This is a genomic window from Comamonas sp. C11, from assembly GCF_024496285.1.
Classification (GTDB): Bacteria; Pseudomonadota; Gammaproteobacteria; order Burkholderiales; family Burkholderiaceae_C; genus Comamonas; species Comamonas testosteroni_F.
Genome location: NZ_CP101743.1, coordinates 775,151 through 793,213, shown reverse-complemented (window position 1 = coordinate 793,213; position 18,063 = coordinate 775,151). Strand labels below are relative to the sequence as shown.

At 66.1% G+C, this 18,063-nt stretch carries 14 protein-coding genes; 2 read left to right on the top strand and 12 right to left on the bottom strand.

Annotation, left to right across the window (positions count from 1 at the left end):
* The first annotated feature begins 166 nt into the window (after positions 1-166).
* Both NOX35_RS03550 and NOX35_RS03545 read left to right on the top strand, forming a co-directional pair.
* The gene (locus NOX35_RS03550) at positions 167-658 is read left to right on the top strand and encodes a MarR family winged helix-turn-helix transcriptional regulator (RefSeq protein WP_256495748.1); all 492 of its coding nucleotides are present in this window, start codon (positions 167-169) and stop codon (positions 656-658) included.
* The gene (locus tag NOX35_RS03545; protein WP_256495746.1) at positions 655-2,649 is read left to right on the top strand and encodes an FUSC family protein; all 1,995 of its coding nucleotides are present in this window, start codon (positions 655-657) and stop codon (positions 2,647-2,649) included. The genes NOX35_RS03550 and NOX35_RS03545 overlap by 4 nt, the downstream gene beginning before the upstream one ends.
* A gap of 5 nt (positions 2,650-2,654) precedes the next feature.
* Here the strand turns inward: NOX35_RS03545 and NOX35_RS03540 are convergent, their stop codons facing one another.
* From NOX35_RS03540 to nirB, 12 genes are all read right to left on the bottom strand, one after another.
* Positions 2,655-3,410 carry an ABC transporter ATP-binding protein gene (locus NOX35_RS03540; protein WP_182285620.1) on the bottom strand — a complete coding sequence of 252 codons (756 nt, stop codon included), beginning with the start codon at positions 3,408-3,410 and terminating at the stop codon, positions 2,655-2,657.
* On the bottom strand, positions 3,410-4,378 hold the full coding sequence (locus NOX35_RS03535; RefSeq protein ID WP_256496881.1) for an iron ABC transporter permease: 969 nt from the start codon (positions 4,376-4,378) through the stop codon (positions 3,410-3,412). Before NOX35_RS03535 ends, NOX35_RS03540 begins: the two co-directional genes overlap by 1 nt.
* Positions 4,379-4,533: 155 nt before the next feature.
* Entirely contained in the window at positions 4,534-5,586 is a 1,053-nt protein-coding gene (locus tag NOX35_RS03530) for an iron ABC transporter substrate-binding protein (protein ID WP_256495745.1), read from the bottom strand.
* Positions 5,580-6,131, bottom strand: coding sequence for a DUF2478 domain-containing protein (locus tag NOX35_RS03525; RefSeq protein WP_256495744.1), 552 nt, complete (start codon positions 6,129-6,131; stop codon positions 5,580-5,582). Before NOX35_RS03525 ends, NOX35_RS03530 begins: the two co-directional genes overlap by 7 nt.
* A 13-nt stretch (positions 6,132-6,144) precedes the next feature.
* On the bottom strand, positions 6,145-7,041 hold the full coding sequence (locus NOX35_RS03520) for a substrate-binding domain-containing protein (protein ID WP_232538116.1): 897 nt from the start codon (positions 7,039-7,041) through the stop codon (positions 6,145-6,147).
* Between the two features lie 5 nt (positions 7,042-7,046).
* Complete coding sequence (locus NOX35_RS03515; RefSeq protein WP_256496880.1) at positions 7,047-8,981, bottom strand: TonB-dependent siderophore receptor; 1,935 nt, start codon at positions 8,979-8,981, stop codon at positions 7,047-7,049.
* Positions 8,982-9,235: 254 nt separating this feature from the next.
* Complete coding sequence (locus NOX35_RS03510; RefSeq protein ID WP_182285617.1) at positions 9,236-10,678, bottom strand: NAD-dependent succinate-semialdehyde dehydrogenase; 1,443 nt, start codon at positions 10,676-10,678, stop codon at positions 9,236-9,238.
* Between the two features lie 145 nt (positions 10,679-10,823).
* Complete coding sequence (gene cobA / locus NOX35_RS03505) at positions 10,824-11,648, bottom strand: uroporphyrinogen-III C-methyltransferase (protein WP_256495742.1); 825 nt, start codon at positions 11,646-11,648, stop codon at positions 10,824-10,826.
* A gap of 36 nt (positions 11,649-11,684) precedes the next feature.
* Positions 11,685-14,546 (bottom strand): nitrate reductase, encoded by a 2,862-nt coding sequence (locus NOX35_RS03500; protein ID WP_256495741.1) that lies wholly within the window; start codon positions 14,544-14,546, stop codon positions 11,685-11,687.
* A complete protein-coding gene (locus NOX35_RS28745) occupies positions 14,543-14,656 on the bottom strand; it encodes a hypothetical protein (RefSeq protein WP_371878517.1) in 114 nt (37 codons plus the stop codon). The genes NOX35_RS03500 and NOX35_RS28745 overlap by 4 nt, the downstream gene beginning before the upstream one ends.
* A gap of 79 nt (positions 14,657-14,735) precedes the next feature.
* The gene (gene nirD / locus NOX35_RS03495) at positions 14,736-15,134 is read right to left on the bottom strand and encodes a nitrite reductase small subunit NirD (RefSeq protein ID WP_182285612.1); all 399 of its coding nucleotides are present in this window, start codon (positions 15,132-15,134) and stop codon (positions 14,736-14,738) included.
* 176 nt (positions 15,135-15,310) lie between these two features.
* Positions 15,311-17,785 (bottom strand): nitrite reductase large subunit NirB, encoded by a 2,475-nt coding sequence (gene nirB / locus NOX35_RS03490; RefSeq protein ID WP_256495740.1) that lies wholly within the window; start codon positions 17,783-17,785, stop codon positions 15,311-15,313.
* Positions 17,786-18,063 lie beyond the last annotated feature (278 nt).

The following is an 18,063-nucleotide window of genomic DNA, read 5'->3' as shown; positions in this document are numbered from 1 at the left end:
CCTGACTGGATTAGAACTAGAACATCTACAGGTCTGAAACCCTTTGAAAGAGAGCGCTTGTCGCTCTCTTTTTTTGCTGCATAAATACAAGGGAATACCCTTGCTATAAATGCAGACTCAATTAGTTTGAATTGCAAATTAATTGAGCAAGCATCAAAATTTGGCCATGTCTTTTGCCGATGCTCCCTCCCGCGACCGCCTGGGCTTTCTCATGGTCACCCTGACCCGCCAATGGCGGCGTTTTGTCGAAGAACAGCTGGCCGCCAGCGGCCTGACCGACGCCACCTGGACGCCGCTTCTGCATCTGCGCGCCTGGGGTGACGGCGTGACGCAAAAGGAGCTGGCCGAGCGCGTGGGCCTGGACGGCTCCAGCCTGGTGCGCCTGCTGGACATTCTCGAAGGCAAGGGCTGGGTGGAGCGCCGCGCCGATGCGGCCGACCGCCGCAGCAAGCGCATCTTTCTCACGGCCGAAGGCAATCGCGCCGTGGACCATGTCCGCGCCACCATGCTGGAGGCCGAGCTCAGTCTGTTGCAGGACCTTGAGGACTCCGAGGTCGAAGCCATGCTGGACGGCGTCAACAAGATTCGCGCCCGCATCGAGCAGATGCACGAGCAGCACTCAGCCCAGGCCCAGCCCGACACCGAGGAGCGCGCATGAGCGTGGCTGCCTACGACCGCCTGCTGGAGAGCGCCACGCGATGGGGCTTTGACAGCGCCCGCCTGCGCCAGCATCTGCGCACGGCTTTTGCAGCCTGCATTGCCGTGTTCGCCGCCTGGGCCCTGGGGCTGGAACACCCGCAATGGGCGGGCATGACGGTCTGGGCCGCCTCCCAGCCGCTGCGCGGCCAGTTGCTGGAGAAAAGCTTTTTCCGCACCACGGGCACGCTGGCCGGCACGGCCGCCGGCGTGGTGCTGGTACTGGTGGCCAATGGCGATCTGCTCTGGCTGGTCACGGGGCTGGCGGTGTGGATAGGCATATGCGCGGGCCTGGGCAATCTGCAGCGCAGCTTTGCCTCCTACGGCACCATGCTGGCCGGCTATTCGGCCTCCATGGTGGCCTTGCTGGACAACGGCAACCCCACCCATGTCTACGCGCTGGGCTGGGATCGTTTGTTCACGGCGCTGACCGGCGTGGCCGCCGCCCTCGTCGTGGGCTGGCTGTTCACGCCCGTGGGCGCCGAAATCCCCGGCGACGGCAGGGTACGACGACTCTGCGCGCGTCTGCTGCGCGATATCGCCGATGCGACACAGGCCACGGCCAGCGGGCATAGCGCCCTCAGCCCCAGGGACCTGGCCGAGCGACTGGCCGTGATGGCTGCCATCGAGGAAGGACTGGACCCGCATGCCGCCGGCTCGCAGCGCTCGCGCCGCGCCGTGCGGGCGCTGCGCCGCCTGATCAATACCCAGATCTCGGCCCTGCTCTGGCTGCGCGACAGCACGGGCAAGACCATCACTCCCGAGTTCTCGCCCGACCAAGCCCAGGCCATGACGGCTGCACTGGAGCAGGCCGCCAAGCTGCTGGAAACCCAGCCCGCCCCGCTGGCCGCCATCGACGCCATCGCCACGGCCCGCAGCGCCGCAGCGGGCTGGGGTCATGCCGAGGAAATCCTGGGCAATATCGGCCTGGCCCTGCAGGCCCATTTCGTGGCCGCCAGCGACCTGACTCTGCCGGCCCACCATCGCGCACGCCAGTTGCCCGTGGTCCTGCACAGCGACTGGGTGGGTGCGCGCAGGGCCATGCTGCGGGCCTTCAGCTCCATCTTTCTGGTCGGCCTGATCTGGGTACTCACTGGCTGGCATGGCGGCGCCTATATGTTGCTGGGCCTGTCGGTGATGATCACCGTGTTCTCCTCGTTCGAGAACCCGGCCTTCACCATGCGCTTTGTGATTCTGGGCCAGGCCATGGGCGCGGGCGTGGCGCTGGCCTGCCAGTGGTTTGCCTGGCCGTTTGCCAACAGCCAGTTGCAGATGGTGCTGATGATGCTGCCCTTCATCTTCCTTGGCGCCCTGCTTCTCAGCCACCGCCGCACCACGCTGTACGGCTTTGACTGCAATATGGTGATCCTGCTGGCGCTGTCGCCGCATTTCCCCTATCAGCTCGATGTGGGCCACTCGCTGTCCATGGCTTTTGCCATCGTCACCGGCCCGCTGGCCGGCTGGGCCGCCTATCGCTTCATCCTGCCCGTCACCGCGCAAGGCAGGCTCAACGGCCTGCGCGCCATGATGGTTCATGAGCTGCAGGACATGGCCTCCGCCCCCGTGCACGCCCGCGACGTGCGCGTGTGGCGCGCCCGCCTCTACCACCGCCTGCTGCGCCTGGTGCGCGCCTCCGAAAAAGTCAGCGCCCCCGCAGTGCAGGACGCGGCCGACTGCGGTCTGGCCGCGCTGCGGGTGGGCAAGGCCGTGCTGATCCTGCACCAGTTGCAGGCGGATGTACTCCTGTCCGAAAGCAGCTTGCGCGGTGTGCGCAGCGCGCTGCAGAGACTGCAGCAACTGCCCAGCGCTCCCGCCAGGGCCGTGCCGCTGCTGCAAGCCCTGGCCCGGCGCATACAACAGCGCCAGCCCGAGCAGGCGCTGCAATTGCGGCTGGCCGCCCAGGACATCAGCGAGCACCCGGCCTTCTTTGCCTCCAGCGCCGCGTTGCGCTGACCGCTTCAGCGGCCGCCCGATAGATGGGCGGCAATCGCCGCCTCGCTGACACCATAGAGCTCAGCCAGCGCTGCGGGCATGGCCACGGCGCGCGGCTCGCCCACGCCCAGCAGCCGCCCATGGCCCAGCAGGGCGATCCGGCTGGCCACACGCAAGCCATGCTCGGGCTGGTGGGTGGACAACAGCATGGCCATGCCCTGGGCGCTCAGCGCCTCGATCTGCTCCAGCACGCGAATCTGGTTACCGAAGTCCAGGCTGGCCGTGGGCTCGTCCATGACCAGCAGCGCCGGCTCCTGCGCCAGCGCGCGTGCAATCAGCACCAACTGCCGCTCGCCGCCGCTGAGCTCGGTGTAGCGGCGTGCGGCCAGATGGGCGATCTGCAGCCGTTCCATGCAGGCCAGTGCCATGGCACGGTCTGCGCCGGAGGGTCTGGCCAGCAGGGGCAGGCGCGCAGCGCGGCCCATGAGCACCATGTCCAGCGCCTCGAAGGCAAACACCCCGGCCTGGGCCTGAGGCACATAGCCGACGCGGCGCGCAAACTCCGCGCGCGGCCAGTGCTGTACCGGCTGGCCCTGCACCAGCACCCGACCCGCCAGCGGCGGCAGCAGGCCCAGCACCGTGCGAAACAGCGTGGTCTTGCCACAGCCGTTGGGGCCGAGCAGACACAGCACCTCGCCCGTAGCAATCGACAGATCCACGGATTCGCTGACCACGCTGCGGCCATGGCCGGTGCTCAGACCCTGCAAGTCCAGCACCGCCATCAGGCATCTCCTTCACGGCGACCCGTGCGGGCCAGCAGATACAGAAAGAATGGTGCACCGACCAGGGCCGTCAGAATGCCCAGCGGCAGCTCGATACGCGCCATGGTGCGGGCCAGCGTATCGGCTGCCACCACAAAGCCCGCGCCCAGCAGGGCCGAAGCCGGCAGCAGGCGCACGAAATCAGGACCGACCAGCAGGCGCGCCACATGCGGAACCACCAGTCCGACCCAGCCGATGATGCCGGCCAGCGACACGGCCGCCGCCGTGCCCAACGTGGCGCTAACCACCAGCACCAGGCGCAGCCGCCCGACCGGCACGCCCAGAGCCCGCGCTTCCTCATCGGGCAGAGCCAGCAGATTGATGCGCCAGCGCAGCAGCAGCAAAGGCAGCAAGGCCGCCAGCATCACGGGTGCCGTGGCGGCCACTTCCTGCAGCGTCACGGCCGACAGTCCGCCCATGAGCCAGAAGGTGATGGACGGCAGCTGGGTGTTCGGGTCTGCCAGGGTCTTGATCAGGGCGATGCCGGCACCCAGCAAAGCGCCCAGCGCAATACCGGCCAGTACCAACACCAGCACCGGATCGTGCCTGCGCACGCAGGCGCTGATGAGCACCACGACAGCCACGGCGACCAGTCCGCCGCCAAAGGCTAGCCACTGCACGGCAAACATCGACAGGCCCAGATAGATGGCGACGACGGCGCCCAGGCCGGCACCGGCCGAAACGCCCAGAATGTCAGGCGATACCAGCGGGTTGCGAAACATGCCCTGGTAGGCCGCACCGGCTGCAGCCAGCATCGCACCGACCGCCATGCCGGCTGCGATGCGCGGCAGCCTGATATTCCAGAGCACGGTTTCGGCCGCTGGCGGCAGCGGCGAAGCCGCCCCCGTGGCCCGAGCCCACAATGCTTCGGCCAGCTGTGCCGGCGCGAGCGCAAACTGGCCCGAGCACAACGCCCACAGCAGCACCATAGCCAGCAAGAGCAGGGCCAAAGGCCAGCCCCAGGCCGTGCTGCTACGAACATGGCCGCGTTGATGGCTGCGGCTTGCCTTGCTCCTCAAAATAGAGCTGTCACCGATTACCCTGTCTGGGCTAGCGCCGAATAGCTTCATAAAACCAGAGACACTCAGCGCGCGACTTCCAGCAGCGCTTGCAACTGTGCCGACGACAGCTGGACGCCATAGAACAACGCATAGAACTCGCGCACCGCCTGCTCCAGGGGCTTGGCGCCCTGCCGCGCGAGCCGGCCCGGATGCAACTTCTCAGCCAGCCAGCGCACTCCGATCAGCCGGTTCACGCTGGGCGGGCCGTCCAGCCAGCCAAAGGGCAGCACAGGCGCGCAGTGCACACGGCCGCTGCGCACGGCGCTGACGCCACGCCACAAGGGGTCCTGGCGCGCGCGCTCGGCAAAGCCCGCCTCCTGGGTCAGTATGACTTCGGGGTCCCAGGCCAGGATCTGCTCCATGGAGACGCGCGTGAGTCCGCCCCTGCCTGCCTGGGCCGCCACATTGCGGCCGCCCGCATAGTCGATCACCTCGACATTGATGGAGCCGGCCAGCCCGGTTTCCAGACCGTTGGTGCCCCGCCCCAGATAGACGCGCGGCCGGGCCTGCTCACCGAGACCGGCAGTCACGGCTTGCACCAGACCCGCGACCTCGTCCGCATGGCGGGCCAGGGTCTCGCCACGCCCGGCCGCACCCAGCAAAGCTCCCACCTCGCGCAGCTGGCGCGCATGGTCGCCCAGGCTGCCTTGTACCAGCACGCAGGCCAGGCCCGTCTGGCGCGCCAGGCGCTCTGCGGCTGAGACATGGGTGGCGTCGGAAGTCCCGGAGTCCAGTACCAGATCGGGTTGCAGAGCCAGCAGCTTTTCGAGCGGCAGCGTGCTGCCACGGCCCGACAGGCGCCCCAGATAGGGCAAGGCCTGCAGTGGCGCACCCAGATGGGCGCGCGCTGCATCGCTGAGCTGCATGGGCCAACCCAGCAACTGCTGCGGCGCCAGCGCTGCCAGCAGCACGCCGGCCGGCGGCCCCGAAGCGAAGACCCGGCCCGGCCGTGCCGGCAGCGAGCCGAATCGAGCGGCGATGACGGAGCGGCCGTCCTGCGCCCATAAAGCACCCTGGTACAGGCTTGAAGCCAGCACCGCTGCACCGCCATGCAGCCATTGGCGACGTGTCAGCATGGCAAGTCTTCCGCGCCCTGAGTTTGCAATTGCTGCAAGCACCAGCGCAGCACGGCTTCTTCATCCACCGGCAGGCCGACAAAGGCGCCACCGGTAAATTCCTGCCAGCCGGCTTCATGCCGGGCGGCGACCGCCGTGATCATGGGAATGCCGGCCTCGACAAAAGCAGCGATCTCCTGGACAAAACCGCCGCCTGCGGCTTCGAGCTGGCCAAAGCAGTTGACGACGGCCAACTCCACGCCATCGGCCAGCGCCTGGCGCAGCACCACGCTGGCCCGGGCCAGGGCCTGAGGGTTAAGGCTGCAGGCCCGCGAAGCCGCCCCCAGATCCTCGGTCATCTCGAATTGCTGGCCGCTGCGCAGATCCACGAGGCGCATGCACTTGTTGCCATTGGCATAGCGGCTCTGCCGGTGCACCAGCCCGCCCACGCAGCGCCCCGACTGCTGCAGCCGCCGCGCCACGCTCTCCAGCATGGCTTCGATATCGTGCCGGTCATCGGGAAAGATCACTGCCGCCAGCGGCGGCCGGTCAGGATAGGGGCTCATGCAGCTCCTTCGATCATGTCTGTCCATCGGCGCCGGTGTTCATGCCGGCGGGTACGCTGTCGCGCGCAAACACCCAGGGGCCGCCTGCGCCGCTGGCGGCTTCGAGTACATGCTGGCCGGCCGCCGACAGCAGATACTCGGCCAGCAGGTTCACCGTCCGACGCTGCTCCGGCGTGGCCGGATGGCGCGGGCCGGGCGTGAGCAGCACATAGGGTCTGCGCATCAGCGGATCGCCATGCAGCAGCAGCTCTATGCCGGGAGCGCCCATCTTGCCGAAAGCCAGGGGAATATGGCCGACCACGGCATAGGCCTGCTCGCGCGCCGCCAGCTCCAGCACGGCCTGCGGGCGCGGGCCGGTGTCGGCGCGCAGCCAGCGCGCATCGGGGCGTATGCCGCCGCGCCGCCACAGACGCTGCACCACGGTATAGCTGCCGGGATCGCGCAGCGCGATAAAGGGGGCGCCGGTTTCGGCAATGCGCCGCAGCGCCTGCGTGCCGTCAGCGACCGAACGCACGCCGGCGGGGTCATGAGCGGGGCCGGCAATGACATGCTGGTTCCAGCCCCAGACGCGCGCAGCACCCGCCATGCCGCTGGCCTCCAGTGCCATGGCTTCGTCGCTGGCGTGAATCAGCAGCATCTGCGCCTGGCCGCGCGCGAAGGCGGGCACCACGCCCTCCTTGGGCGCGGCCGCCACGGTGGTGACCGGCATGGCCAGGGCCTGGCTGGCCTGTTCGGCCACGCGCGGCCACACGCCGCACAGCACGAGTCCGCCCACGGCTGCCACCTGTACGCCTGTGCTCGCAGCGGGTTTTGCTCCCGCCGCCAGGGCCGGGCCACCGGCCATGCCCAGGGCAGCCAGACTCCGCAGCCAGTCACGCCTTGCCAGCGATGTCTGAAGCAGGTGTTCCATGGCCATCAGAACCGGTAGCCCAGGTTCATGTACCAGCTGCGGCCAGGCATGGGCAGACCGTCTGCCAGCTGATACCACTTGTCGCCCAGATTGGCCACGCCGAAGTCCAGCGTGGTGTCCGGACGCGGCAGATAGCGCGCGCGCAGATTGGCCACACCATAGCCGGCCATCTGATAGACCTGTGCCTGGCCGCTGGCCGACAGCGGCACCTTGCGGCCCTGTTCTGCCTCCAGCTCGGCACGCAGCTGCCACTGGGCTTGCGGACTCCATTGCAGGGCGGCAGTCAGACGCTGACGCGGCGTGTCCGTCAAGGTGATGCTGCGGTCGCTGAGATTGGTGCGGCTCAGATAGGTGTAGCCCGCATGCAGAGCCCATTGGGCCGACAGTTGCTGCGCCAGAGACACCTCAAGACCGACATTGCGCGTGCGTCCCACGTTCTGCGCCTGGTTGCATGTCTTGCCGCCGCAGGCCGTGGAGTCCAGGACCATGGTCTGGATCTGGTCGCGCACCCGGCTGTAGAACACGGCCGCCTGCCCCTTGCCGCCCTGCCAGGGCTTGCCGCTCAGGCCCAGCTCCAGGTGGTTGGCCACCTCGGGCTTGAGGTCGGGGTTGGCCAGGGCCGTTCCCATGCGTGCCGAATAGCGGTCCTTGATGGTCGCAAAGCGGGTCTTGTGCGAGGCAATCAGATAGACCTCGTCGCCCTGGGCCGTGAGCGCATAGCTCAGGCGTGCCAGACCGTTGGTGGCGCTGGTGGAGCCCGTGGGCCACTGGTAGACCTGCTTGGCATCGCGCTGGTCGTGACTCAGGCCCAGCGTCAGGCGCCAACGCTCGGCCAGGGCGATGTGATCCTCGAGCACCAGCGAGGTGGTCACATCGCGGTAGTGCTTCTGCGGGTCCTTGCCCGAGGCCGCGTCGGTGTGCTCGTCCTGCTTGTAGTGGAAGGCCGCATGCAGCTCATGACCGGAGAAGGCGTAGTTGACCCACTCCAGGCTGGCCCCCTTGCTCACATCCTTGTAGCTGCTGGTCGGATCGTGGGCCGTGTAGCTGGCGTCCTTGTACATGTCGAGACCGTTTTTGTAAGTGTCGTGGTACAGGCGGGTCTTGAGCACATTGCTGCTGTTCAGACGGGTGGTGCTCAGGAAGTACAGGCTGTCCTTGTCCCAATAGGGCCAGCGCCAGTAACGCACGGCGTTCTTCTGCGTGGACTGGCCGGTGTAGACGGGATTGCCCTTCTCGCCTTCCTGACGCACATAGCCAATGGCGTATTCGTCCGTGGCATTGGGCGTGAGTCCCAGCTTGAAGGACAGGCGCTTGTCGGTACGGTCCGCGTTCTCGCGCTTGCTGCCGGTATCGGTGGGCTGCTTTTTGTAATCCCTGAAGCCCCGGGGCAGAGGAAAACTGTCGGCATCCAGGTAGGAGGCGCCCAACTGGTAGTACCAGTTGCCCTGGTTGCCCCCCAGGTTGAAGCTCGCCCTGCGCTCGCCACCGCTGCCCACACCCAGGCGCACGTCGCCCTCGAAGGGCTTGACCGCTTTTCGCGTGACCAGATTGACGGCACCGCCCAGCGTATTGGGGCCGTACAGCAGCGAGGCACCGGCCTTGGCCACGTTGATCTCGGCCAGGTCGAAGGTGGTGAAACGGCCCAGATCCACATAGCCGTCATAGGGCACATACAGCGGCACGCCGTCCACAAAGATGGGCACCTGGCGCGAGTCAAAGCCCCGCAGACTGATCATTTCCTCGTTGCGGTTGTTGCGCGACAGGCTCACGCCGGGGAGATTGCGCACGGCATCGGCCACGGTGCCGGCATTGATGCGCTCCATCTCGGCACTGCCGACGCGCTGCATGTCGCCGGCCCCAAGCTCTTCGGCCTCGCGCCGCGCACTGACCTCCACCGTACCCAGCGTGAAAGTCTGACTGGCAGCTTCGGCCGCACCCATGGGCGCGATGGCCAGCGCGCCCCACAACCAGCTGCGGCGAAGAACAAGACTCGGAGGATGGATCTGGGAAACCGTGAAGTGCAATGGCATGGCGCGGGCTGGAATTTGTTGTCGAATGTAAAAAATGTCGATTCTAGCCACCGCTATTCATTTATGGAATAACGATCAACAAACAGTCTCCATAAGCCGCACGGCATACATCACCCATGAAAAAGGCCACCCGAGGGTGGCCTTGCATCAAATGCCTCGCAGATTCAAACGCAGCTGATCGCCACGGCCTTGGCCACCAGATAGGCTTCCAGCGCCTCCGGGCCGCCTTCGGAGCCGTAGCCAGAGTCCTTGATGCCGCCAAAGGGCAGCTCGGCCGATGGCAGGGCAGGCTGGTTGATCCACAACATGCCGGCTTCCACATCCTGCGACAGCTGGTGCGTCGTCTTGAGCGAGCGCGTGAAGGCGTAGGCCGCCAGACCATAGGACAGGCGATTGGCCTCCTGAATGGCGTCTTCGATCCTGTCGAAGCCGCGAATCGCCGCCACGGGACCGAAAGGCTCCTGGTTGAAGATGTCGGCCGTCAAAGGCACGTCGGCCAGCACCGTGGGGGCAAAGAAGTTGCCGGCGGAGCCAAAGGATGCGCCGCCCGTCATCAGCTTGGCACCGCTTTGTTCGGCGTTCTGGATCAGCTGGGTCAGCGCGGTCACGCGACGCGGATTGGCCAGCGGGCCCATCTGCGTGCCCTGCTCCAGGCCGTTGCCGACCTTCAATGCCTCGGCATGGGCGACCATGGCGCGCGTGAACTCCTCGCGCACGCTGTTGTGCACCAGAAAGCGCGTGGGCGAGATGCAGACCTGGCCTGCGTTGCGGAACTTGGCCGCGCCCGCAGCCTTGACGGCCAGCTGCACATCGGCATCCTCGGCCACGATCACGGGAGCATGGCCGCCGAGTTCCATGGTGGAGCGCTTCATGTGCTGGCCGGCCAGCGCCGCCAGCTGCTTGCCCACGGCCGTGGAGCCGGTGAAGGTCACCTTGCGGATCACGGGGTGGGCAATCAGATATTCGGAAATCTGCGCGGGGTTGCCATAGACCAGACCCACGACACCGGCAGGAATTCCGGCATCGACAAAGCACTTGAGCAGGGCTGCGGGGGAGGCCGGAGTTTCCTCGGGTGCCTTGACCAGGAAGGAGCAGCCCGAAGCCAGGGCCGCGCCGATCTTGCGCACGATCTGGTTGACGGGGAAGTTCCAGGGCGTGAAGGCAGCGACCGGGCCCACGGGCTCCTTGATCACCAGTTGCTGCTGCTCGGGGCGACGCGAAGGCACGATGCGGCCATAGACACGCAGCGCCTCGTCGGCAAACCATTCAATGATGCCGGCGCCGGCAATGATTTCCACCTTGGCCTCGGCCAGCGGCTTGCCCTGCTCCTGCGTCAGCAGCGCGGCGATCTCGTCGGCACGTTCTTTCAACAGGGCTGCGGCACGGCGCATGATGGCACCGCGCTCATGGGCAGACACCTTGCGCCAGACCTGAAAGCCCTTGTCGGCCGCCGCCAGGGCGCGATCCAGGTCGGCAATATCGGCATGGGCCACGCGGCCAATCACCTCGCCGCTTGCCGGGTTGCGCACATCAATTTTCTTGCTGCTGGCAGCGTCCTGCCACTGACCGTCGATCAAAAGCTGGGTATCAGGATATGCAGTGCTCATCGCATGACTCATAGGTGTCGGCCGCCGCTATCCCCCTGCAGACTGGCGCGACCGGGTGTGACAAATGTTCAGGGGTTACCGAACAAATTCTAGTCATGCGGGCTCGGCACTCAGACAAAAGGGGGACAGCTGTCAGCAATCGACCTCATGCGCCCACGGCCAGGCGTCGCTCCACCTGCTCCATCAGCCCGCCCAGCCCCCCGGCGGACGATGCGGCCAGCCTGACCACCTCGCCCACCACGAACACGCAGGGGCTGCCCAGTCCGCTGCGAGCCAGCGCCTGCGTCATCTGCCCCAGCTCGGTCACCACTTGCTGCTGTGCCGGCAGACTGGCGTTCTGGACCAGAGCCACCGGAGTAGAAGCCGGCAGCCCGCCTGCCAGCAGCTGCTGCTGGATGAAGGCGGCAGTGGCAACACCCATGTAGATCACCAGCGTCAGCCCCAGCATCCGGGCCGTGCCGGCCAGCAGTTGCCAGTCATGGCCGGCACTGCCTGGCTTGGCATGACCAGTGATGAATACCACGCCATGGGCATGGTCGCGATGGGTCAGCGAAACGCCCAGGCTGGTGGCTGCGGCCAGCCCGGCGGTGATGCCGTTGACCACTTCCACGGCGATCCCGGCCCGGCGCAGATGCTCGACCTCTTCGCCGCCACGACCGAAGATGAAGGGATCGCCACCCTTGAGGCGCACCACCAGCTCACCTTGGCGAGCCGCCATGATCATGAGTTTTTCAATGAACTCCTGCGAGGTGCTCTCGCGCCCGCCGCGCTTGCCCACATGCACGATGCGGGCGCTTGCGCTGGCAAGCTTCACGATGTCGGCAGACACCAGGTCGTCGGCCAGCAGCAGCGTGGCGGACTGGATCAGCCTCAGCGCCTTGAGCGTGAGCAGCTCCGGATCGCCGGGGCCGGCACCGACCAGATAGCAGCGGCCCGCGGGCAGCAGGGAAGTGGCATGGCTGTTTGTCATGGCTGGCCTTTCATATGCATTGCCGGACATCGACATCTAGGCGGCAACCGGCAGGCTTGCCGACTGCGGCGCAGGCGTCGCATGCACCAGTTGTTTGATCCTGGGAATGCAGGAGCCGCAGCGCGTGCCGCATCCCAGGGAAGACTTGAGCTGCGCGAGCCGCTCGTCGGCGGAGCCCTCGCACGCGGTCAGTGCCGAGTTGATGCTGGCCTCATCCACATTCATGCAGGCACAGATCTGTGGCGACCGGGCAGGCATGGCGGCTGGCGGCCTGGCCCCCGAGGACAGCAGCAGACGCCCATAGCTTTGCACCGATTGCTCGTCGCGCAGTACCGGCCCCAGCCAGCGACCGGCGCTGGCATCGCCACAGAGCAAAAAGGCATCGAGCCTGGGCTCATCGGTCTGCCGGCCTATCGCCATGGCGCGGCTGCATTGGCGACGCGCGTCGGCATAGCGCATGGCCTGCGGGCCATCGAGCCGCAGCAGGCTGTGCAGCCGCGCCAGCACCTCGGCGCCGGGCTGCGCATAGGCTGCGGCGCGGAACTGCACGCCGGTGCGGCCCTGATCCGCTTTCTCCAGCGGCACGGCGCGTCCAAACAGCACGCAGCTGGCAAAGTCGAACTCGGCCATCAGTTCGCTCAGGGCCTGCCGAACCGACTGCACCTGCTGGTCATCAAGCCAGGCCATGCCCAGACAGGTCCAGGGCAGCTCGGCCTTGAGCAGCCTGACGGCCACATGCTTGAGCTCGGGCTGCTTGGAGCGCGGGCAGCGCTCGGGGGTGGTCAAGGCGTTGACTCCGGCAAGCCGCTGTCCCTTGGAGCCCATGCCGCTCAGGTACATGCTGCCCCAGTGCATGGGCAGATAGAGCTGTGCGGGCTGCAAGCCCGGGTCCGCCTTGACGGGCAGCACGATGGCGCCATAGCGGTTGGAGACATGGACCAGATCGCCGTCCTGCAGCTGCTGCCTCTGCATGTCCTGGGGACTGGCCTGCAGTTGAGGTTCGCTGGCATGGGCGAACAGACGCCCCAACTGGCCAGTGCGCGTCATGCCATGCCATTGATCGCGCAGGCGGCCGGTGTTGAGACTGAACGGATGCCGTGCATCGCGCGGCACGGCCGGCGTCTGCCAGGGCTGTGCATCAAAGCGTGCACGCCCATCCTCGGTCGCAAACACCGCATCGCCATACAGACGCTGCCGGCCCTGGCTAGCGCCTTGGGGCATGGGCCATTGCTGGGGTCCCTCGACCTCGAGCATCGCCCAGCTCAGACCCGTGATATCCAGATCGCGCCCTCGTGTGGACTCGCGATGCTCGTTCCAGATGGCTTCTGCACCCGCGTCGGCATTCGCAGTGTCATAGGGAAACAAGCTTGGCAGCGAGGGCCGCAGATGCTGCTCCAGGCGCCGCGCCAGCTGCACGCCTATCTGCCAGTCATGGCGTGCCGCCCCCGGCGCGACCACGGCGGCGCGCACCCGCGAGATGCGCCGCTCGCTGTTCGTGACCGTGCCCAGCTTCTCGCCCCAGGTGGAGGCTGGCAGCAACCAGTCGGCATAGGCCGTGGTCTCGGTCGCTGCAAAGGCCTCCTGCACCACCACCAGCTCGGCGCGCTCCAGCGCCCTGCGCACCATGGCCTGTTCGGGCATGCTCTGCGCGGGGTTGGTGCAGGCAATCCACAAGGCCTTGATCTGGCCGTCGGCAGCGGCCTCGAACATCTCCAGCGCTGACTTTCCGGGCTTCTGCGGAATCGACTCCACACCCCATAGCCGTGCCACTTCTGCCCTGTGCCCTGCGTTCGAAAGATCACGATGCGCGCTCAGCAGATTGGACAGTCCGCCCACCTCGCGCCCGCCCATGGCATTGGGCTGGCCCGTCAGTGACAGGGGCCCGGCGCCAGGCCTGCCGATCTGGCCCGTCGCCAAATGCAGATTGATCAGCGCCGCATTATTGGCCGTGCCACTGCGGCTCTGGTTCAGACCCTGGCAGTAAAGGCTGAGCGTGGGACGACGCGCGTCCGCCGGCTCCTCGGCACCGCCCAGCGCCATCCAGCGCGCCGCCAGGTACAGGTCCGGCACGGGCAGGCCGCAGATGGCAGCGACCTTCTCGGGCGTGGCTTCGCGCACCAGTTCCTTGAGCTGTGCAAAGCCGCTGGTGTGCTGCGCGATGAAGGCGCTGTCCGTCCAGCCCTCCCACAGCATGATGTGCAGCAGACCGTGAAACAGCATCACATCGCTGCCCGGCTGCAGCGGCAGATAGAGATCGGCCAGCTCTGCCGTCTCGGTACGGCGCGGATCGGCCACGATGATCCTGAGTTGCGGATTGCGCGCCCTGGCCTCTTCCACACGCCTGAACAGAATGGGGTGCGCCCAGGCCATATTGCTGCCCGTGATGAACATGCAGCCGGCCAGGTCTATGTCCTCATAGCAGGCCGGCGGTGCATCGGCGCCCAGCGTGGCCTTGTAGCCGGCCACGGCGCTGCTCATGCACAGCCGCGAATTGGTGTCGAGATTGTTGGTGCCCAGCAAGCCTTTGACCAGCTTGTTGAAGACGTAGTAGTCCTCGGTCAGCAACTGGCCGCTGAGATAGAAACCCAGTGCATCGGGCCCATGGGCGGCGCGAATGCCGGCGATACGCGCCGCCAGTTCATCCAGGGCCTGATCCCAGCTCGCGGCCTGCGGCGCGGATGTCCGCTCCAGCCTGCGCATGGGCTGCAGCAGGCGGGCCTGCTGGGCATAGGCGGGCGCGGCCGTCAGATGCAGGGTGCTGCCCTTGGTGCACAGACGGCCCAAGTTGGCAGGATGCTCGGGATCGCCACGCACGCCGGTAATCTGCAGGCCATCGGACTCGATGACCACGCCGCAGCCGACACCGCAATAGGGGCAAGTGGACTTGGTTTCTTTCATGGCGTCACCGAAGAGAAGCTGCGGCGCCCATGGTCACCGCAACGCGGACCGCCGAAGGCGAGTCCGCAGCCGACACCGCAATAGGGACAGGTGGATCGAGTCTCATGCATGGCAGACTTTCAGTGAAATCATGCTGTAACGCTTTCTGAACAAGCGCATGCAGCTATTCATTTCATATCAACATAGACACTAGGCCGTGGCACAGCCGGATTTGCCCGCGCAATGCGCAGGACCGGCATGCGGGCGGGTCTGCTCCAGGGCGCGGTTGGCCAGCTCGTCGGCGCGCAGCTGCACCTCGCCGTCCTGCACACGCACGCTGAAATAGGGCGTGCAGCCCTCGTCGGGCGCAGCCGCCTCGCCGCTGCTCAGTGCAATCGTCCAGTTGTGCAGCGGGCAGGCCACGCTGCGACCGAACACAATGCCTTGCGAAAGCGGGCCGCCCTTGTGCGGGCAGCGATCCAGCAGCGCAAACACCTCGTCGTCGGCATTGCGGAACACGGCCACATCCAGCCCTTGTGCGCGCGCCACGCGGCGCGCTCCCAGCACGGGGATGTCGTCCATCGTGCAGATAGAAATCCATTCGCTCATTTGCATCTCCTAAGCTCCCCTGAGCCGCCTTGCGACTTCCCCCTCTCTCGCTTTGCGGGAGGGGAGCGACGGCCTCGCTACGGGGCGGCGGGGCCGCCCAGGCCCTTGCTCACCGTCCCTTGGCTATGCCGCGCCAGGTTCGTAAACTGCTGAAAAATTGAAAGAGGTTCTCGGTTTCAGGCAATAGCTGACACATCAGCGGGCAAAGCCTGGAATTGCCGCGTGTCCACGGCCGCCTTGTCGGTCTCGAACCAGGGATCGGGCTCGCCGTCCAGTGCAAACTGCAGCTGCTCCCACAGCGCCCTGCGGCCCTCGGCATCGTCGAGAATGCGTCGCTTGACATAGTCCAGACCCACGCGATTGATGTAGTGCACCGTGCGCTCCAGATACCAGCCTTCCAGCCGGTACAGCTGCATGAAGGCGCCCGTGTACTCCATCACCTCTTCGGCGGTCTTGAGCTTGGTGAAGAAATGCGCGACCTCGGTCTTGATGCCGCCGTTGCCGCCCACATACATCTCCCAGCCCGAGTCCACGCCGATGATTCCCACATCCTTGATGCCGGACTCCGCGCAGTTGCGCGGGCAGCCGCTGACCGCGAACTTCACCTTGTGCGGTGCGTACATGCGCCACATGGCGCGCTCCAGGTCCTTGCCCATCTGGGTGCTGTCCTGCGTGCCCATGCGGCACCATTCGCTGCCCACACAGGTCTTGACCGTGCGCAGCGCCTTGGCATAGGCATGGCCGCAGGGCATGCCGATATCGTTCCAGACGGCCTGCAGATCCTCCTTTTTTACGCCCAGCAAATCGATGCGCTGGCCGCCCGTGACCTTCACGGTGGGTATCTGGTACTTGTCCACCACATCGGCAATGCGGCGCAGCTCGGAGGCCGTGGTCTCGCCGCCCCACATGCGCGGAATCACGCTGTACGTTCCGTCCTTCTGGATATTGGCGTGGCTGCGTTCGTTGATGAAGCGGCTTTGCGGGTCGTCCCTGGCTTCCTTGGGCCAGGTGCTGATCAGGTAATAGTTGACGGCCGGGCGGCAGGAGGCACAGCCATTGGGCGTGCGCCACTCCATGAAGCGGAACACCGCATCGGTGCTCAGCAGCTTGTGATCGCGGATCGCATCGCGCACGGCCTGGTGCCCGTGGTCGGTGCAGCCGCACATGGCCTTGGTCTTGGGGGCCGCCGAGTAGTCGCCGCCGGCCGTGAACATGATGATCTGCTCCACCAGTCCCGTGCAGGAGCCACAGCTGGCACTGGCCTTGGTGTGCTTGCGCACATCGTCGAGCGTGAACAGGCCCTTGTCCTTGATGGCCTTGCAGATCGCGCCCTTGGTCACGCCGTTGCAGCCGCAGACCTCGTCGCCGTCGGCCATGGCCGCGGCCTTGCTCTGCCCCTGGTGGCCGGTATCGCCGAGATTGGATTCGCCGAACATCAGCTTGTCGCGGATATCAGCCACGCTGCGGCCCTCGCGCAGCAGCTTGAAGTACCAGCTGCCGTCCACCGTGTCGCCGTACAGACAGGCACCGACCAGCTTGTCGTCCTTGATGACCAGCTTTTTGTAGACCCCCGCGTAGGGGTCGCTCATGAGAATTTCCTCGGTATCGCCGCCGCCCTGGAAATCGCCTGCGGAAAACAGATCGATGCCCGTGACCTTGAGCTTGGTCGAGGTCAGGGAACCCAGATAGCGGCCGATGCCGAACTCGGCCAGATGGTTGGCCAGCACCTTGCCCTGCTCGAACAGGGGCGCCACCAGTCCGTAGGCAATGCCTCGGTGTGCCGCGCATTCGCCCACGGCATAGATGCGCGGATCGGTCACGGTCTGCAGCGTATCGCTGACCACGATGCCGCGACTCACAAGCAGATGCATGGACTCGGCCAGTTCGGTGCTGGGACGAATGCCCACGGCCATCACCACCAGTTCGGCGGGTATCTCGCTGCCGTCCTTGAAGCGCACGGCGCGCACGCGGCCGCTGCGTCCTGCGTCTTCGTCGCCCAGCAGTTCCTGCGTCTGCGCCTGCATGCGGAACTGCATGCCGCGCTCGGCCAGCGATTTCTGCAGCATGCGGCCCGCCTGATCGTCGAGCTGACGCTCCATCAGCCAGTCGCCGACATGCACCACGGTGACCTGCATGCCGCGCTTCATGAGGCCGTTGGCCGCTTCCAGTCCCAGCAGGCCACCGCCGATCACCACCGCATGCCTGAGTGTCTTGGCCGCTTCGATCATGGCCTCGGTGTCGGCAATGTCACGGTAGGCCAGCACACCCTCCAGGTCCTTGCCGGGGATGGGCAGGATGAAGGGCTTGGAGCCCGTCGCCATGATCAGCCGGTCGTACTCGGCGCTGGCGGTCTCGCCCAGGGCATTGACCGCATGTACCGTGCGCCGGGCCCGGTCCACGGCCGTCACGGTATAGCCGGCGTGCAGCAGGATATGGTGATCCTGGTACCAGGACCAGTCGTTGAGCACGATATCGCCGAGCGTCTGCTCGCCGGCGAGCACGGGCGACAGCAGAATGCGGTTGTAGTTGGGATGCGGCTCGGCGCCGAAGACCGTGATGTCGTACAGATCGGGAGCAATGGCCAGCAACTCTTCCAGCGCGCGCACGCCTGCCATTCCGTTACCAATCATGACCAGTTTGGATTTTTTCATCTGAGTCCCCGTGGGCTTGCGAAAAAGGCCTCCCGCGCAGAACCCCTGCGCTTGGCAGCAACACCTCCGAAGAAGCGCCTGTGTCCTGAGACGGCCCGGCAACAAAAAAAGACGTCTGCATGCTTCATGACTTGCATGAGCATGTAGACGTCTTTGTCTTTTGGGTTCTGATCCAGCCTTGCACCATCACCCTGTGGCCCACCTTGGCCACGACAGGGAACATGCAATTGCCATGCCAGCTCTGCCGTCTCGTGGAATGCAGCAGGCAAGAAAGAGAT

What these genes read in the sequence shown, in the direction of transcription:
- NOX35_RS03550 (WP_256495748.1), top strand. Translation starts at nt 167, where the DNA reads ATGTCTTTTGCCGATGCTCCCTCCCGCGACCGCCTGGGCTTTCTCATG.
- NOX35_RS03545 (WP_256495746.1), top strand. Translation starts at nt 655, where the DNA reads ATGAGCGTGGCTGCCTACGACCGCCTGCTGGAGAGCGCCACGCGATGG.
- NOX35_RS03540 (WP_182285620.1), bottom strand. Translation starts at nt 3,410, where the DNA reads ATGGCGGTGCTGGACTTGCAGGGTCTGAGCACCGGCCATGGCCGCAGC.
- NOX35_RS03535 (WP_256496881.1), bottom strand. Translation starts at nt 4,378, where the DNA reads ATGGTGCTGCTGTGGGCGTTGTGCTCGGGCCAGTTTGCGCTCGCGCCG.
- NOX35_RS03530 (WP_256495745.1), bottom strand. Translation starts at nt 5,586, where the DNA reads ATGCTGACACGTCGCCAATGGCTGCATGGCGGTGCAGCGGTGCTGGCT.
- NOX35_RS03525 (WP_256495744.1), bottom strand. Translation starts at nt 6,131, where the DNA reads ATGAGCCCCTATCCTGACCGGCCGCCGCTGGCGGCAGTGATCTTTCCC.
- NOX35_RS03520 (WP_232538116.1), bottom strand. Translation starts at nt 7,041, where the DNA reads ATGGAACACCTGCTTCAGACATCGCTGGCAAGGCGTGACTGGCTGCGG.
- NOX35_RS03515 (WP_256496880.1), bottom strand. Translation starts at nt 8,981, where the DNA reads ATGGGTGCGGCCGAAGCTGCCAGTCAGACTTTCACGCTGGGTACGGTG.
- NOX35_RS03510 (WP_182285617.1), bottom strand. Translation starts at nt 10,678, where the DNA reads ATGAGCACTGCATATCCTGATACCCAGCTTTTGATCGACGGTCAGTGG.
- cobA (WP_256495742.1), bottom strand. Translation starts at nt 11,648, where the DNA reads ATGACAAACAGCCATGCCACTTCCCTGCTGCCCGCGGGCCGCTGCTAT.
- NOX35_RS03500 (WP_256495741.1), bottom strand. Translation starts at nt 14,546, where the DNA reads ATGAAAGAAACCAAGTCCACTTGCCCCTATTGCGGTGTCGGCTGCGGC.
- NOX35_RS28745 (WP_371878517.1), bottom strand. Translation starts at nt 14,656, where the DNA reads ATGCATGAGACTCGATCCACCTGTCCCTATTGCGGTGTCGGCTGCGGA.
- nirD (WP_182285612.1), bottom strand. Translation starts at nt 15,134, where the DNA reads ATGAGCGAATGGATTTCTATCTGCACGATGGACGACATCCCCGTGCTG.
- nirB (WP_256495740.1), bottom strand. Translation starts at nt 17,785, where the DNA reads ATGAAAAAATCCAAACTGGTCATGATTGGTAACGGAATGGCAGGCGTG.